The organism is Histidinibacterium aquaticum, assembly GCF_008710275.1.
Taxonomy (GTDB): Bacteria; Pseudomonadota; Alphaproteobacteria; order Rhodobacterales; family Rhodobacteraceae; genus Oceanicola; species Oceanicola aquaticus.
Genome location: NZ_VYQE01000002.1, coordinates 451,460 through 467,745, shown reverse-complemented (window position 1 = coordinate 467,745; position 16,286 = coordinate 451,460). Strand labels below are relative to the sequence as shown.

Genomic DNA, 16,286 nt, shown 5'->3' with positions numbered 1-16,286 from the left:
GGGGTTTGACTTGATTACCGGTTCGCGCAGCCATAGGACGGCTCGCGACCGCCGCGACAGGACCAGAGGATAGAATGGCCAAGCAAGCAGCGAAGAAAACCGCGACCTGGGTGATCCTGGGACTTCTGTTCTTCGGTCTCATCGGCTTCGGGGCGACCAACCTCTCGGGCAACGTGAGCCGGGTCGGCACCGTCGGCGAGACGGAGATCACGACGCAGGAATACGCGCGGGAGCTGAACCAGCAGATCCGGGCGCTCGAGCAGCAGACCGGACAGGCGCTCCCGTTTGCGCAGGCGGTGCAGATGGGCATCGACCGGGCGGTGCTGCAGCGGCTCGTGGGCACCCATGTGCTGGACAACGAGGCGGCCGAGATGGGCCTCTCTGCCGGCGACGAACGCGTGGCGGAGGAAATCCAGGCGATCCCGCAGTTCGGCGGGACCTCCGGCTTCGACCGGCAGGCCTATGCCTTCGCTCTGGACCGCGCCGGGATGACCGAGGCGGAGTTCGAAGCCGGCCTCCGGGACGAACTGGCGCGCACCCTGCTTCAGGGGGCTGTCGTCGCCGCCATCCCCGAGCCGCAGGCCTATGCCGACGCCGTCGCCGCCTTCCTCGGAGAGACCCGGTCGTTCCTCTGGGCCGAGTTGACGGAGGAGGACCTCGCCGAGCCTCTGCCCGAACCGACCGAGGAGCAGCTGCAGAGCTTCTACGAAGAGAATACCGACCGCTTCCAGCGGCCCGAGCGGCGCGAGATCACCTATGCCGCCCTGACGCCCGACATGATCGTGGACGAGGTCGAGGTCGACGAGGAGGCGCTCGAGGAGCTCTACCAGGAGCGGATCGACGACTACGTCCGCCCCGAGCGGCGGCTCGTCGAACGTCTGGTCTTCGAGGACGACAGCGCCGCGCAGCAGGCCCTGGACCGTCTCGAGGAAGGCGAGCTCGACTTCGACACTCTGGTGACCGAGCGCGGGCTCAACCTCGCCAACATCGACCTGGGAGACGTGACCGAGGACGACCTCGGCGAAGCCGGGGCCGATGTCTTTGCCGCCGAGACCGGCGACGTGGTGGGCCCCCTGCCCAGCGAATTCGGCCCGGCGCTCTTCCGGGTCAATGCCGTCCTGCCCGCGCAGGAGACTACGTTCGAAGAGGCCCGCACCGACCTGCGCGAAGAGCTCGCCGCCGAACGGGCCCGCCGGGTGATCGAGAGCGAGGAGGCCGGGATGACCGACCTGCTCGCGGGCGGCGCCACGGTCGAGGACCTGGCAGAACAGACCGCGCTGGAGCTCGGCACGATCTCCTACGACGCGGAGACGACAGAGGGCATCGCGGCCTATGCCGCCTTCCGGCAGGCGGCGGAGAATACCGCGCCGGAGGACTTCCCCGAGATCACCGCGCTCGAGGACGGCGGCGTCTTCGCCCTGCGGGTGGATGCGATCCGTCCGCCCGAGGCGATCCCCTTCGACGAGACACGCGATGCGGTGGCCGAGGCCTGGCGGCAGGCGGAACTCAAGGGGCGGCTGATGGCCCGCGCCGAGGAACTCGCGACCGAGGTCGAGGAGGCCGGTGACTTCACCGCCGACATGCCCGCCGCGAATACCGAGACCGGTCTCGACCGGCGCGGCTTCGTCCCCAATACCCCACCCGCCTTCCTGACCGAGGTCTTCGAGATGGAAGAGGGCGAGGCCCGCGTGGTGGAGACCGGAGCGGGCGCGATCGTCGTCCTGCTGACGGGCGTGAGCGAGGCCGATCCCGAGGATGAGACCCTGAGCGAGGAAGCGCAGCGGCTGGCGCAGCAAGCGCAGGCCGGCATCACGCAGGACATCTTCGACATCTACACGGGCTCGCTCCAGATGCGCACCGACGTGCAGATCGACCAGCAGGCGGTGAACGCCGTCAACTCGACCTTCCGCTGAGATGGCGCTGATCCCGGAGTTCTCCGCCTTCGCGGCGGGCTACGAGGCTGGGCAGAACCAGCTCGTCTACACCCGCCTGGCGGCCGATCTCGACACGCCGGTCTCGCTGATGCTCAAGCTCTCTGGCGCCGGACGCCATGCCTTCGTGCTGGAATCGGTCACCGGCGGAGAGGTTCGCGGGCGCTACTCCATCGTCGGCCTCAACCCGGACCTGATCTGGGAGTGCCGGGGCGAGACCTCGCGCGTAAACCGCGCCGCCCGCTACGACGACGCCGCCTGGGAGGACCTCGAAGGCGACCCCCTCGCCAGCCTGCGCGCGATCCTCGCGGAGAGCCGCATCGAGATTCCAGAGGGCCTTCCCGCCTCCTCCGCCGGGCTCTTCGGCTACCTGGGCTACGACATGATCCGGCTGGTCGAGCACCTGCCCGACGTCAATCCGGATCCCCTCGGCCTGCCAGACGCGGTCATGCTGCGGCCCTCGGTGGTCGCGGTGCTCGACGGCGTGAAGGGAGAGGTCATCCTCTGCGCGCCCGCCTGGGTGCAGGAGGGCATGTCGGCCCGCGCCGCCTACGCGCAGGCCGCCGAGCGGGTCATGGAGGCCGAGCGCGCGCTCGATCGGCCCGTCGCGCTCGCCGCGCGGTCGCTGGGCGACGAGGAGGCCGCCGGCCCGCCCCGGTCGAACTTCACCCACGAGGGTTACAAGGCGGCCGTCGAGGCCGCGAAGGAATACATCCGCGCGGGCGACATCTTCCAGGTGGTGCCCTCGCAGCGCTGGGCGCAGGACTTCCGGGAGCCGCCCTTCGCGCTCTACCGCTCGCTGCGCCGGACGAACCCGTCGCCCTTCATGTTCTTCTTCAACTTCGGGCCGTTCCAGGTCGTCGGAGCCTCGCCCGAGATCCTGGTGCGCGTCTTCGGCGACGAGGTCACGATCCGCCCCATCGCCGGCACGCGCCCGCGCGGCGCGACCCCCGCGCAGGACAAGGCCAACGAGGCCGACCTAATGGCCGACGAGAAGGAACTGGCCGAGCACCTCATGCTGCTCGACCTCGGACGCAACGACGTGGGACGGGTGGCGCAGGTCGGCAGCGTGCGACCGACGGAGGAGTTCGTCGTCGAGCGGTATTCCCACGTCATGCACATCGTCTCCAACGTCGTGGGCAAGCTCTCACCCGAACATGACGCGCTTTCGGCACTCCTGGCCGGTCTTCCGGCGGGCACGGTCTCCGGCGCGCCGAAGGTCCGCGCGATGGAGATCATCGACGAGCTGGAGCCCGAGAAGCGCGGCGTCTACGGCGGCGGCGTGGGCTATTTCAGCGCGGGCGGCGACATGGACATGTGCATCGCCCTGCGGACCGCCGTGGTGAAGGACGAGACGCTCTACATCCAGGCCGGCGGCGGGGTGGTCTACGACAGCGACCCCGAGGCCGAGTACCAGGAGACGGTGCACAAATCGAACGCGATCCGCCGCGCCGCCGAGGATGCGACGCGCTTCCGGGGTCCGGGCAACGCCTGAGCGCCGCCCACGCCGTCAGTCAGAGAGCTGCGGCAAGAGCAGCGCCGAGGCGGGTCCGGGGACGATGTCGCCGTCCTGCATCGCGGTGCCCCAGAGGATCAGCGCCGAGATCGTGTCGGGCCGCATCCGCGCGAGGACGATGGTGCCGGTGTCCTCCTGCCGGGCCCGGAAGGCCGCCTGCTCCAGGAACCGGCGGATCACCCGGGCCTCCTGCCCTTCGGCATCTAGGTCGCGGGAAACCTCCGCGGCCGGAACGCCCGCCGTCTCGGCAAAGCGCAGGGCCGTGCCCAACCCTTGAGCCTTCGTGATGTATCCGCGTCCCTCTGCCGAGAGCGCCGTCATGATCTGCTCCAGCGCATCGCCGCCCGAAAGCCCGGCCGAGCCCGTGTCGACCAGCATCGCGGCCTCCGGCACGGTCCGGAACACCGCCTCGATGATGACCTCGATGTCCTGCGGCGTGGCTCCGGCTGGGATTTCGGCAAGCACGCCGATCTCGGCCCCCGCCGCGCGGTAGGCCCGCGCCTTGGCCGGAGCCTCGGGGTCGGCGGGGTCGATCGCGACCGTGACAGGCATCGGCATGGCAGCCAGTGCCTCTGCCGCGCCCGGAAGGCCGCCCTCGTCCATGAGCACGATGCCCACGCGCGGTCCCTCGCCGGAGGGCGTCGCGGCCGCGTAGCGTTCGAGGGCTGTGCGATCCTCGTCCTCCTCGGACGGCTCCCCCTCCTCGGACGCCTCGGGCGACGAGGCGGGCTCTCCCGGAAGGGTCGAACCCGTCTCCGAGGACAGCTGGAAGCGGGAGCGCTCAGTCTGCGGTTCCGTGTCAGGCGTCTCGCCCTCCGGTAGGATCTCCACGAACTGCGGCGTGTCACCCGAGGCCTCGGGCAACGGGGCCTCCGGGATCCGCGGCGTCCGGGGCGCCGAAGGTGCCTCCGCCGTCTCGGCAGGCTGCTCGGGCGTCTCCGGGGAAACGGCCGCGTCTCCCACCGCCTCGATGGTCGGCGGCTCCTCTCCGGAGGGCGCGGGCGCCTGGGCCGTTTCGGTGGGACTCTCCGACGGCGAGGGGTCCGTGGGAGGCTCCGTCGCCACGGTGAGGTCGTTCTCTGCCTCGGGCGTCTGCGGCGACCGGGTGGGCGGCGGGGGCAGCACCGGGTCGCTCTCGGTCGCGGCGACGGCCGGGGCCTCGCCCCCCTCCGCGACCTCGCCGGGCGCGTCCGCCGTATCGCCGGCCTCCGGGCGTTCCGCGGCCTGCCCGCCCGCCACCTCGGGCGGGCTCTCCGGCTCGGGAGAGCGCGGCGCTTCGGCGGCGGCGCTCGTCTCGACGGGGTCGCTCTCCTCCGCGCTGACGTCGGGCGGGCTGCCGCCCTCCGCAACCGCCGCGGGCGCCTCCGCCTCGCTGGCGGGCTCGGGCCGGGCGGCGGCGGGCTCGGACGCGACCGAAGGCTCGGTGTCGGACTCGGGAGCGGTGGGCGCGGTCGAGGCCGGCGGCCTCCCGACCGCGTCGGTCTCCGCAGTCGTCACCTCCGGCGCGGGACCGCCCGGTTCGACCTGGGCAGGCGCCTCCGCCTCGTCACCGGGCTCCGGCCGGTCGGCGGGCTCAGTCGCGCCGGTCTCCTGCGTCCCCTCGCCCTCGGCGGGCTGCTCCGTCCGGGGCGCCTCCGTGGCCACGGGCGGCTCGCCCTCGTCCGGGACCGCCACGGCGCCATCTCCGGAGGCCTCCGCCCCGTCCGACAGCTCCGGGCTCTCGACCTGGGGAGCGGCGGGCGCCTCCCGTCCCGGGGGCTGTTCCGCCAGAAGCGACGCCATCGCCAGGGAAATGCCCGCGACCAGGATGCCCCAGATCGCGCCGGAAAGAATGCCTCGCACCATCACGCCCTACCTGACCCGTTCGCCTCTGCCCGATCGGCCCGCCGGGCTTGACGCCCCGGCTCCTTGCGGCCCATCACACTCGGGACTATACCGTTTTCCCGCAATGGGGCCAGTGCCCCGGTCAATCGGAGCCCCGGCCGACATGCTCCTGCTCATCGATAACTACGACAGCTTCACCTACAATCTCGTTCACTTCCTCGGCGAGCTCGGGGCCGAGGTCGTCGTCCGCCGCAACGACGCGCTCGACGTGCAGGATGCGCTGGGGATGAAACCGCAGGGCATCGTGCTCTCGCCCGGTCCCTGCGACCCCGACCAGGCGGGCATCTGCCTCGAACTCACCAAGGCCGCCGCAGAGACCGGAACGCCGCTGCTCGGCGTCTGCCTGGGTCACCAGACCATCGGCCAGGCCTTCGGCGGACGCGTCGTCCGCTGCCACGAAATCGTACACGGCAAGATGGGCGAGGTGCACCACGACGGCCGGGGTGTCTTCGCGGGCCTACCCTCGCCCTTCAAGGCCACGCGCTACCACTCGCTCGTGGTCGAACGGGAGAGCCTGCCCGATAGCCTCGAGGTCACCGCGGCGCTGACGGACGGCACCATCATGGGCCTCTCGCACCGCGAGCTGCCGATCCACGGGGTGCAGTTCCACCCCGAGAGCATCGCCTCGGAGCACGGCCACCAGATCCTGCGAACCTTCCTCGAGACCACGGCGGTACCGGCATGAGCGACGCGATGAAGCCCCTGATCTACGCCGCCTCCGAGGGGCCTCTCTCGCGCGCCCAGGCCGAGGAGGCCTTCGGCATCCTCTTCGAGGGCCAGGCGACCCCTGCGCAGATCGCGGGCCTGCTCATGTCGATGCGCGCTCGTGGCGAGTCCGTGGCCGAGTATGCCGCCGCTGCCGCCGCCATGCGCGAGCGGTGCCTCAAGGTGACGGCCCCCGAGGGCGCGATGGACATCGTCGGCACCGGCGGCGACGGGATGGGCACGCTCAACATCTCCACCGGCGCGGCCTTCGTCGTGGCGGGCGCCGGCGTGCCGGTCGCCAAGCACGGCAACCGCAACCTCTCGTCCAAGTCCGGAGCGGCCGACGCGCTGGGCCAGCTCGGGATCGACGTCATGGTCGGCCCCGAGGTCGTGGAACAGGGGATCGTCGAGGCGGGCATCGGCTTCATGATGGCGCCCATGCACCATCCGGCGATGAAGCACGTCATGCCCGTCCGCCAGGAGCTCGGCTGCAAGACGATCTTCAACATCCTGGGCCCGCTTACGAATCCGGCCGGGGTGAAGCGCCAGCTCACCGGCGCTTTCGCCATCGACCTGATTTTCCCGATGGCCGAGACCCTGCAGGAACTCGGGGCCGAGAAGGCCTGGCTGGTCCACGGCGCCGACGGCACCGACGAGATCTCGATCTCCGGTCCCACCTCCGTCGCCGCGCTGGAGAACGGCCGGATCCGCTCGCGCGAGATTCACCCCGAGGACGCCGGGCTCTCGGTCCATCCCTTCCGCGAGATACTGGGCGGCACGCCCGAGGAGAACGGCAAGGCCCTGCGCGCCCTGCTCTCCGGCGAAGGCGGCGCCTACCGCGACGCCGTGGTGCTGAACGCCGCCGCCGCGCTCGTCGTCGCCGACAAGGCCGGCACGCTGCTGGACGGGGCCCGCATGGCGAAGGAAAGCATCGACAGCGGCGCGGCGCTCCGCGCGGTCGAAACGCTGGCGAAGGTTACCTCCGGCTGACGCGCTCCGGCGCGTACTTCCAGGCGACCCAGGTCACGAGGGCGCCCGCGAGCGCGATGTAGATCCCCCAGCGGACGAAGAGCGCGATCCGGGGCACGGCGACCGGATGGCTTCGACCCGGATCGGAGGGTTCCACGCGAAGGGCGATGGGCTGCGACTCCTCGCTCTCGAAGGCGGCGTCCCGGATGGCCTCGAAAGTGGGCTCGTTCACCTCGACCCACTGCTCCTCGGTACAGCGCTCCGGCGGGTCGATGCCCTCGGGGATCGGCGTGCCGCCCTGGCACCACCTCTGCTCGGCCGCAGCGTAGTGGTAGCTCACGAAATAGGAAAAGCTGGTGCTGCCCGAGGGCGAGCGGGCCTCCGAGTCGAGCAGCTGCCCCTCGACGGCTTCGCCGACCGCGTTCAGGTCGGCCGCCCACCGCATGTTGAGCAGCGGAACCACCGTTGCGAAGAGAAGGCCAGCGATCACGATGGCGATGCCGAGACGCAGGCCCTGCGCCCGTGTCAGCTGCCGTGACGTGCTGCTCTCTCCCTCGGCCATGCGCCGCAGCGTTGCGGAGCGCTTCCCCCCGTGTCAAGACGATGTTCAGAGCGCTGGAGCAGACATGTCCGACACCATTCTCGACCGCATCAAGGCCTACAAGCTGGAGGAGGTCGCGACCCGCAAGGTCGACAAGCCCATCGGCGATATCGAGGCCGCGGCGCGCGCCGCCTCGCCGCCCCGCGGCTTCGCCGAAGCCCTGATCCAGGCCTCGAAGACCGGCTATGGTCTCATCGCCGAGATCAAGAAAGCCTCGCCCTCCAAGGGCCTGATTAGGGAGGATTTCGACCCGCCGGAGCTGGCCCGCGCCTATGCCGAGGGCGGGGCCACATGCCTCTCCGTACTCACCGACGGGCCCTCCTTCCAGGGCGCCGACGACTACCTCGTCGAGGCCCGCGCCGCCTGCGATCTGCCGGTCCTCCGCAAGGACTTTCTCTACGATACCTGGCAGGTGAGCGAGGCCCGGGCCCTCGGTGCCGACTGCGTGCTCATCATCATGGCCTCCGTCTCCGATGCGCAGGCCGAGGAGCTGGAGGCGGCGGCGCTGTCCTGGGGCATGGACGTGCTGATCGAGGTCCACGACACCGCGGAACTCGAGCGCGCCGAAAAGCTGCAGAGCCCCCTTCTCGGCATCAACAACCGCGATCTGCACAGCTTCGAGACCTCCCTCGACGTGACCCGCCAGCTGTCGCGGCTGGTCCCGCCCGACCGGATCATGGTCGCCGAAAGCGGCCTTTCCTCCCCCGATGACCTCTCGGAGCTCGCCCGATACGGCGCGCGCTGCTTCCTGATCGGCGAGAGCCTCATGCGCCAGTCCGACGTCGCCGCCGCGACGCGCGACATCCTCGCCAATCCTCTCATGCCTGCAGGGCTCTAGATGGCGAAGCTCACGCATTTCGACGCCTCGGGCCAGGCCCACATGGTGGACGTCTCGGACAAGGACGAAACCGCCCGGACGGCCATCGCCGAGGGCGTCGTGCGGATGAGCGCAGAGACCCTTGCCATCGTCGAGGCCGGCGACGCCAAGAAGGGCGACGTTCTCGGCATCGCCCGCATCGCCGGTATCCAGGGGGCCAAGAAGACCTCGGACCTCGTCCCGCTCTGTCACCCCTTGCCGCTTTCCAAGGTCGCCCTCGACCTCGACCCCGACCGCGCCCTGCCCGGCATCCGCATTCGCGCCACGGTCCGCACCACCGGCCGGACCGGCGTCGAGATGGAGGCCCTGACGGCGGTGAGCACGGCCGCGCTGACCGTCTACGACATGCTCAAGGCCGTGCAGAAAGACATGGAAATCGGGGAGATACGCGTCACTCTCAAGGAAGGCGGCAAGTCGGGGCGCTACGAGCGATGATCACGGTCGCCGAGGCGCTCGACGCCCTCTTCGCGCTCGTGCGGCCGACCGGGACCGAGGAGGTTCCTCTCGTCGAGGCCGCGGGTCGCTACATGCCCGGACCCGCCGTCGCCTCGCGCACGCAGCCCCCGTTCTCCGCCTCCGCCATGGACGGCTATGCCCTCCGCGACGCCGACCTCGCGCCGGGCGCCCGCCTGACCGTGATCGGAGAGGCGGCGGCGGGGCGGCGTTTCGCCGGGCCCTGCGGCCCCGGACAAGCCGTGCGCATCTTCACCGGTGCCCCCATGCCGGAGGGCGCGGACCGGGTGCTGATCCAAGAGGACGCGCAGGTCGAGAAGGGTGTCCTGACGGTCACCGGGGACTACGGGACTTCTTTTCACGTCAGGCCCTTGGGCGCCGACTTCAAGGCAGGGGACGAGCTCTCGCCGCGCTGGCTCCGGCCCGGCGACATCGCCCTGCTCGCCGCGATGAACCTGCCCCGCGTCCACGTCGCCCGCCGTCCCGTAGTGGCGCTTCTCCCGACCGGTGACGAACTCGTCCAGCCCGGCGAGGATCCGGGGCCGGACCAGATCGTCGCCTCCAACAGTTACGGCCTGCACGCGCTGCTCACCGCGGCCGGGGCCGAGCCTCGGCTGCTGCCCATCGCCCGCGACGACGCGAACTCGCTCGAGACGGCCTTCGGCCTGGCCGAGGACGCGGACCTGCTCGTCACGATCGGCGGGGCCTCGGTTGGCGACCACGATCTTGTCGGACCGGTCGCCGAACGGCTCGGCATGGAACGGTCCTTCTACAAGGTGGCCATGCGGCCAGGAAAACCGCTCATGGCGGGTCGGTTGGGCCGGCAGGCCGTGGTCGGACTCCCCGGAAACCCGGTGTCGGCAATGGTTTGCGGCGCGATCTTCCTGCGCCCGATGATCCACGCGAGCCTCGGCCTGCCCGCGCAGCCACTTCCGCGCGGAACCGCCCGCCTGGCTGCGAGCCTGCCGGCCAACGGCCCGCGCGAGCACTACATGCGGGCCAGCCTCGGCCCCGACGGCCTGACCCCCGCCGGCAGCCAGGACAGCGCCCTGCTCTCAGTCCTGGCCGAGAGCGGAGCCCTGATCGTGCGGCCGCCCGGAGACCCGCCGCGTAAGCAGGGCGAGACGGTCGACTACGTCACGATCTGAGGCCCATCGCGGAACGGGTTGACACAAAACGGGAACATCCGTAGAACACGGGGCAACCGTGCGCCCGGTCGCACCTGATAAGGACAGCGTGGCATGCTGACTCGCAAACAGCTCGACCTGCTTGAATTCATTCACAAACGCATCCAGCGCGACGGCGTCCCGCCGAGCTTCGACGAGATGAAAGAGGCGCTCGACCTCCGGTCGAAGTCCGGCATCCATCGTCTGATCACGGCGCTCGAGGAACGCGGCTTCGTCCGCCGCCTCGCCCACCGCGCCCGGGCGCTCGAAATCGTCAAGCTGCCTGAGGCCATGCAGGCCCGCGGGTTCGAACCCTCGGTGATCGAGGGTGGGCGTCCCGATGCGCCGCCGCCCCCCTCCGCTTCGGCAGTCGAGGGGAGCGGGGCCAGCGATCTTCCGATCATGGGCCGCATCGCCGCCGGTGTGCCCATCGCCGCGATCTCGGAGGAGGCCGGGCGCGTCAGCGTCCCGCAGTCCATGCTCGGTCGCGGCCAGCACTATGCTCTCGAGGTCCGCGGCGACTCGATGACCGGCATCGGCATCAACGACGGCGATGTCGTCGTCATCCGGGAAACCGCGACGGCCGACGATGGCGATGTCGTCGTGGCCCTGGTCGAGGACCAGGAAGCAACGCTCAAGCGCTTCCGCCGCCAGAACGGTGCGATCGCCCTCGAAGCCGCGAACCCGGCCTACGCGACGCGCGTCCTGCCGGCCGACCAGGTCAAGGTGCAGGGCCGGCTCGTGGGCCTGATCCGGAGCTACTGACCTTCAGCGGGGAGTGCCGGCAGCGCCTGCGCTGCCGCACCCCGGGTCCAGAGCCGCGCTCCGGTCAGCTCCGAGGCCGAACGCAGGACCAACCGCCCCTCATCGGCGTATCCTGCCACCGATCCCGTTTCGCGCAGGCGGCTCACGTCCAGCACGAGGCAGGGCCGCTCGGTCCCGGACTCGACATTCGTCACCACGATTCCCGCGCCGCCGCATCCGGCGAGGCCCTCAAGCGCCCGCTTCCCCGTGACATGGATCACCGAGACCGGCCCGGCGGAGGCGATGGCGCCTTTCGTCACGCCCCGGTCGTAAGCGATCTCCTGCGCGACCGGCGTGCCGTCGTTCTCCAGCCAGACCCCGGCGGCGAAGCCATCTCCGCGCGGCTTGCTGAGGCCCCTGCCCTCCGCGGTCATGACGCCGACCAGACCACCGCCCTCTGCAATCAGGAGGGCCGGCCGCTCTGCCGCGGCCCAGAGACCGAAAGCCGCCGTAAGCGGGAGCGCCCCGGCGATCCTCCCCGGCCCTCGCGCCAGAGCGACCCAGAGCCCGCCGATGGCCAGCAGCGGCAGGACCGCCGGCCCCGGCGTCGGCACATGGCTCAGCGCGCCATCCCAGCCGGAGACCGTGTGCGCCACCCGCAGGATCCAGGCGAGGCCGGCCTCCATCGCCCAGAGCCCCGCGCCCTCGAGCCCCACGGGCGCCAGGCAGGCGGCCAGAACAGCGCCCGGCATGACCACGCTGCCCATGACCGGCACGCTCAGCACGTTGGCGACCAGCCCGTAGTGCGAGATCTGGTTGAAATGCGCCGCCGCGATGGGCGCGGTCGCCAGCCCCGCCACGAAGGAGGACAGCACGACAGCCGCCACGGCCCTCAGGACCCTGGGTCCGAAGGTCCGCCCCCGCAGTGCTGCGAAGACAGCGACCAGCGCCGTCGTCGCTGCGAAGGACATTTGGAAACCGGGGCCCGTCAGCTCTTCCGGCCGCCTCACCAGGACGACGACCGCCGCAACGGCAACCGATCGGAGCGTGACCGCGCGCCGGTCGGCCAGCACAGCGACCAGCATCACGCCGACCATGATGAAGGCCCTCTCGGTCGCCACGTTGCCCCCCGAGAGCGCGAGGTAGGCCGCCCCCGCCGCGAGGGCCGCCGCCGCGCCGATCTTCTTGGTGTCCAGCCGCAGCGCGAGCCAGGGCCACAGAGCGAGCCCGTAGCGGACCAGGGCGAAGACGAAGCCTGTGAGTAGCCCCATGTGAAGGCCCGAGATGGCCAGGAGATGCGCGAGGTTCGCAGAGCGGAGCGCGTCCAGCGTCCCGGCAGGCATGGCGGAACGGTCCCCGGTCGAGACGGCCGCGGCGAAGGCGCCGGCCTCACCCCCGATCCTTTCGCGGACAGCGACAGAGAGCGCCATGCGCTGCCGGGCCATCCAGAGCTCCGCGCCGCCGCGTGCGGGTTCGAGCAGGAGGACCGGCGTCCGCGTGTAGCCCACCGCGCCGAGGCGGTCGAACCAGGCCATGCGCCGGAAGTCGAAGCCGCCCGGCTCCACCGGGCCCGAGGGCGGCGAGAGATGCCCCGTCAGCACGACGGTCTGCCCCGGCCGCGGCACGATCCAGTCCTGCCGTCCGTGCAGAGAGACCCGCACGCGCGCGGGCGTCCTCGCGGGCGACATCCGCTCCAGCACAACCCGGTCGAGCGTCAGGCGGACGGCATCGGAGGCGGACCGGTCGATCTCGACGATCCGGCCCTCGACCGGGCCGTAGTAGCGGAACCCGAGGACCGGCTCCGCCACGAGGTGCGCCCGGGCTCCCGCGAGGAGCAGTCCCGCCGCGACAAGGCCCACACCGGCCGCCGGCAAGACAAGCGCCGCGCTGCCACTCCGCGAGCCCAAAACGCCAAGGGCCACGCCGAGGCCGAGCCCCAGGTAATGCGGCGTCTCCGGCTCCCACCGCAGCGCGAAATAGAGGCCGATGCCGAGCCCAAGGAGAACCGGCGCCCAGAGAAAGAGCTGCCCCCTCCGGGCCTGCAGCGCCTCGGCCAATCGGCCCTGGGCGAACACTTGTCCTCCAACCCTCGCGGAAGTATCCCCGCTTCACTCGCACGCCCCGGTTAGAGAAAGGTAAACGCCTCCATGTCCGACACCGTCGTCACCCGCTTCGCGCCCTCTCCCACGGGCGCCCTTCACATCGGCGGGGCGCGGACGGCGCTCTTCAACTGGCTTTACGCCAGGGGGCGCGGCGGCAAGTTCCTCCTGCGGATCGAGGACACCGACAAGGCGCGCTCCACCGACGAGAACCGCCAGGCCATTCTCGACGGCCTGACCTGGCTCGGCCTCGACTGGGACGGCGAGCCGGTGAGCCAGGCGGCGGGCGCCGAGCGTCATGCCGAGGTGGCCCGCGAGCTGCTGGCCAAGGGCCGGGCATTCAAGTGCTTTTCCACCCAGGAGGAAATCGAGACCTTCCGCGAGCAGGCCAAGACGGAGGGACGCTCGACGCTCTTCCGCTCGCCCTGGCGCGAGGTGCCCGAGGAGCAGCATCCCGACGCCCCCTATGTCGTCCGGCTGAAGGTTCCGCTCGAGGGCGAGACCAGCGTCGAGGATGAAGTGCAGGGCACAACCACCTGGAAAAATGACCAGATCGACGACCTTGTCCTCCTGCGCTCGGATGGCTCGCCGGTCTACATGCTCGCCGTGGTGGTCGACGATCACGACATGGGCGTGACCCATGTCATCCGCGGCGACGACCACATGGCCAACGCCATCCGCCAATCACTGATCTACCGCGCCATGGGCTGGGAGGTGCCGGTCATGGCGCATATCCCGCTGATCTTCGGCCCCGACGGCAAGAAGCTGTCCAAGCGGCACGGCGCCACCGGCGCGGCCGAGTACCGCGCGATGGGCTACCCCGCCGCCGGCATGCGCAACTACCTGACGCGCCTCGGCTGGAGCCACGGCGACGCCGAGTTCTTCACCGACGAGGAGGCGAAGGCCTGGTTCGACCTCAAGGGGATCGGCAAGTCTCCGGCCCGCTTCGACTTCAAGAAACTGGAGAACCTCTGCGGCCAGCACATCGCCGCGGCGGAGGATGCTGCACTGCTGCAAGAACTCGAGGGCTACCTTGCCGCGGTAGGGGACAACCTCCTCACCGATACCCAGCGGGAGGGCATGGAACGGGCGATGTACTGCCTGAAGGATCGCGCGAAGACATTCCCGGAACTGCTTGAAAAGGCTCACTTCGTCCTGACAGATCGCCCGATCGTTCCGGACGAGAAGGCGGCGAAGCAGCTGGACCCGGTATCCAACGGTATACTGTCTGAATTGACGCCGCAGATGCGAACTGCTAGCTGGACGCGAGAGGATCTGGAGAGCCTCGTGAAGGCCAAGGCCGAGGAACACGGGCTGGGCCTCGGCAAGCTCGCGGGGCCGCTCCGGGCGGTGCTCGCCGGGCGCGCGGTCTCTCCATCGGTCTTCGACATGATGCTGGTTCTCGGGCGCGAGGAAACCATCGCCCGACTGAACGACATTTCCGCCTGAAACCAAATCGTCACCAACGGACGATAGCGGTTCGGGACCGGACTAACCTGCCGGCCGGCCAGCCCGGACGGCGCCTTGCGTAAGGGGACGACCCATGGCCGACGACAACCGGACAGCGAAACTCACGATAGACGGGCAGGACTTCGACCTGCCGATCCATTCGCCCACCGCCGGCCCGGATGTTCTCGACATCCGCAAGCTCTACGGCCAGGCCGGTGTCTTCACCTACGATCCGGGCTTCACCTCGACCGCCTCCTGCGACAGCACGATCACCTTCATCGACGGCCAGAAGGGCGAGCTGCTGCACCGGGGCTACCCGATCGACCAACTCGCCAGCCAGTCGCACTACCTCGAGGTCTGCTACCTGCTGCTCTACGGCGAGCTGCCCTCCGCCGCGCAGCTCGCGGATTTCGAGGACCGGGTGACGCATCACACCATGCTGCACGAGCAGATGGTCTACTTCTTCCGCGGTTTCCGCCGCGACGCGCACCCCATGGCGATCATGGTCGGCGTGGTTGGCGCCATGGCGGCCTTCTACCACGATAGCACCGACATCAACGATCCCTGGCAGCGCGAGGTCGCCTCGATCCGGCTGATCGCCAAGATGCCGACGATCGCCGCCTGGGCCTACAAGTACTCGGTGGGACAGCCCTTCGTCTATCCGCGCAACGACCTGACTTACGCCGAGAATTTCCTGCACATGTGCTTCTCGGTCCCGGCGGCGGAGTACAAGGTGAACCCGATCCTGTCCCGCGCCATGGATCGGATCTTCATGCTGCACGCCGACCACGAGCAGAATGCCTCGACCTCCACGGTCCGGCTCGCATCCTCTTCCGGCGCGAACCCCTTCGCCTGCATCGCGGCGGGCATCGCCTGTCTCTGGGGCCCGGCGCACGGCGGCGCCAACCAGGCCTGCCTGGAAATGCTCAAGGAGATCGGCACTCCCGACCAGATCCCGGAATACATCGAGCGCGCGAAGGACAAGAACGATCCGTTCCGCCTGATGGGCTTCGGCCACCGGGTCTACAAGAACTTCGACCCGCGCGCGAAGGTCATGAAGGAGAGCGCCGACGAGGTGCTGGAGCTCCTCGGGATCGAGAACAACCCGCTCCTGCAGACCGCCAAGGAGCTGGAGAAGCAGGCGCTCGAGGACGACTACTTCGTCGAGAAGAAGCTCTTCCCGAACGTCGATTTCTACTCGGGCATCATCCTCGAGGCGATGGGCTTCCCCACCGCGATGTTCACCCCGATCTTCGCGCTCAGCCGCACCGTCGGCTGGGTCAGCCAGTGGAAAGAGCAGCTCGCAGATCCGCAGCTCAAGATCGGTCGCCCGCGCCAGCTCTACCTGGGCGAGACCGCACGCGACTACGTCAGCATCGACAACCGCTGAGACACGGACGACGCGGGGCGCTACATGCGCCCCGTATCCCTCACAACGGCAGGGCGCGTGTCGACTTCAGCTCTTCCATGGAGAGCAGCGCCGTGACGTTGTAGACGCGCACCTCCGAGATCAGCGCCTGGTAGAAGACGTCGTAGGCGCGCGCGTTCTTTACCCGCACCTTCAGGATATAGTCGATATCGCCTGCCAGCCGGTGTGCCTCCTGCACCTCGGGGCGGGCCTGTAGCGCGGCGAGGAACCGGCGCTGCCAGTCCGCCTCGTGCTCCGAGGTGCGGATCAGCACGAAGAAGGTGGCCTCGAACCCCAGCGCCTCGGCATCCGGCACGACGGTCGGCGGACCGATGATGCCGGCCTCCCGCATTTTCCGGATGCGATTCCAGACGGGCGTCTTCGAAGACCCCACCGCCTTGGCGATTTCATCGAGGGATCGCCCCGCATCGGTTTGCAATTCCGAAAGGATTTTCCGGTCAGTCTCGTCGATACGGACGGAGAT

General features: G+C 69.9%; 14 protein-coding genes. 10 read left to right on the top strand and 4 right to left on the bottom strand.

All coding sequences use genetic code 11. The features are described 5' to 3' along the window. Positions 1-74 precede the first annotated feature (74 nt). Positions 75-1,913, top strand: a complete 1,839-nt coding sequence (locus tag F3S47_RS07705; RefSeq protein WP_150444663.1) for a peptidyl-prolyl cis-trans isomerase — start codon at positions 75-77, stop codon at positions 1,911-1,913. Position 1,914: 1 nt separating this feature from the next. Further along, positions 1,915-3,426: an anthranilate synthase component I gene (gene trpE / locus F3S47_RS07700; protein WP_150444662.1), complete on the top strand. Its 1,512-nt coding sequence runs from the start codon at positions 1,915-1,917 to the stop codon at positions 3,424-3,426. Positions 3,427-3,441: 15 nt separating this feature from the next. Here the strand turns inward: trpE and F3S47_RS07695 are convergent, their stop codons facing one another. Next, positions 3,442-5,292 (bottom strand): divergent polysaccharide deacetylase family protein, encoded by a 1,851-nt coding sequence (locus tag F3S47_RS07695; RefSeq protein ID WP_150444661.1) that lies wholly within the window; start codon positions 5,290-5,292, stop codon positions 3,442-3,444. Positions 5,293-5,434: 142 nt separating this feature from the next. On the opposite strand from F3S47_RS07695, the gene F3S47_RS07690 reads away from it, so the two are divergent. Together F3S47_RS07690 and trpD are read left to right on the top strand one after the other, a co-directional pair. Continuing rightward, positions 5,435-6,016, top strand: a complete 582-nt coding sequence (locus tag F3S47_RS07690; RefSeq protein WP_150444660.1) for an anthranilate synthase component II — start codon at positions 5,435-5,437, stop codon at positions 6,014-6,016. Next, a complete protein-coding gene (gene trpD, locus F3S47_RS07685; RefSeq protein ID WP_150444659.1) occupies positions 6,013-7,026 on the top strand; it encodes an anthranilate phosphoribosyltransferase in 1,014 nt (337 codons plus the stop codon). The genes F3S47_RS07690 and trpD overlap by 4 nt, the downstream gene beginning before the upstream one ends. Here trpD and F3S47_RS07680 read toward each other — a convergent pair. Next, the gene (locus F3S47_RS07680; protein ID WP_150444658.1) at positions 7,013-7,567 is read right to left on the bottom strand and encodes a DUF3592 domain-containing protein; all 555 of its coding nucleotides are present in this window, start codon (positions 7,565-7,567) and stop codon (positions 7,013-7,015) included. The two genes, trpD and F3S47_RS07680, sit on opposite strands and share 14 nt — an antisense overlap. A gap of 64 nt (positions 7,568-7,631) precedes the next feature. Between F3S47_RS07680 and trpC the strand changes: the two genes are divergently transcribed. The 4 genes from trpC to lexA all read left to right on the top strand — a co-directional run bounded on the left by trpC (position 7,632) and on the right by lexA (position 10,867). Then, on the top strand, positions 7,632-8,444 hold the full coding sequence (gene trpC / locus F3S47_RS07675; RefSeq protein WP_150444657.1) for an indole-3-glycerol phosphate synthase TrpC: 813 nt from the start codon (positions 7,632-7,634) through the stop codon (positions 8,442-8,444). Further along, positions 8,445-8,918: a cyclic pyranopterin monophosphate synthase MoaC gene (gene moaC, locus F3S47_RS07670; RefSeq protein WP_150444656.1), complete on the top strand. Its 474-nt coding sequence runs from the start codon at positions 8,445-8,447 to the stop codon at positions 8,916-8,918. It abuts the gene before it with no gap. Further along, the gene (locus tag F3S47_RS07665; protein ID WP_150444655.1) at positions 8,915-10,084 is read left to right on the top strand and encodes a molybdopterin molybdotransferase MoeA; all 1,170 of its coding nucleotides are present in this window, start codon (positions 8,915-8,917) and stop codon (positions 10,082-10,084) included. The genes moaC and F3S47_RS07665 overlap by 4 nt, the downstream gene beginning before the upstream one ends. 93 nt (positions 10,085-10,177) lie before the next feature. After that, entirely contained in the window at positions 10,178-10,867 is a 690-nt protein-coding gene (lexA, locus tag F3S47_RS07660) for a transcriptional repressor LexA (protein WP_150444654.1), read from the top strand. On the opposite strand, the gene F3S47_RS07655 is transcribed toward lexA, so the two are convergent. After that, positions 10,861-12,921, bottom strand: a complete 2,061-nt coding sequence (locus F3S47_RS07655) for a ComEC/Rec2 family competence protein (protein ID WP_150444653.1) — start codon at positions 12,919-12,921, stop codon at positions 10,861-10,863. The two genes, lexA and F3S47_RS07655, sit on opposite strands and share 7 nt — an antisense overlap. A gap of 72 nt (positions 12,922-12,993) precedes the next feature. Here F3S47_RS07655 and gltX point away from each other — a divergent pair, with 72 nt between their 5' ends. Together gltX and gltA are read left to right on the top strand one after the other, a co-directional pair. Then, on the top strand, positions 12,994-14,394 hold the full coding sequence (gene gltX, locus F3S47_RS07650) for a glutamate--tRNA ligase (RefSeq protein ID WP_150444652.1): 1,401 nt from the start codon (positions 12,994-12,996) through the stop codon (positions 14,392-14,394). Between the two features lie 94 nt (positions 14,395-14,488). Further along, positions 14,489-15,784 carry a citrate synthase gene (gltA, locus tag F3S47_RS07645; RefSeq protein WP_150444651.1) on the top strand — a complete coding sequence of 432 codons (1,296 nt, stop codon included), beginning with the start codon at positions 14,489-14,491 and terminating at the stop codon, positions 15,782-15,784. A 40-nt stretch (positions 15,785-15,824) separates the two neighbouring features. On the opposite strand, the gene F3S47_RS07640 is transcribed toward gltA, so the two are convergent. Beyond that, positions 15,825-16,286 carry an Lrp/AsnC family transcriptional regulator gene (locus F3S47_RS07640; RefSeq protein ID WP_150445037.1) on the bottom strand — a complete coding sequence of 154 codons (462 nt, stop codon included), beginning with the start codon at positions 16,284-16,286 and terminating at the stop codon, positions 15,825-15,827.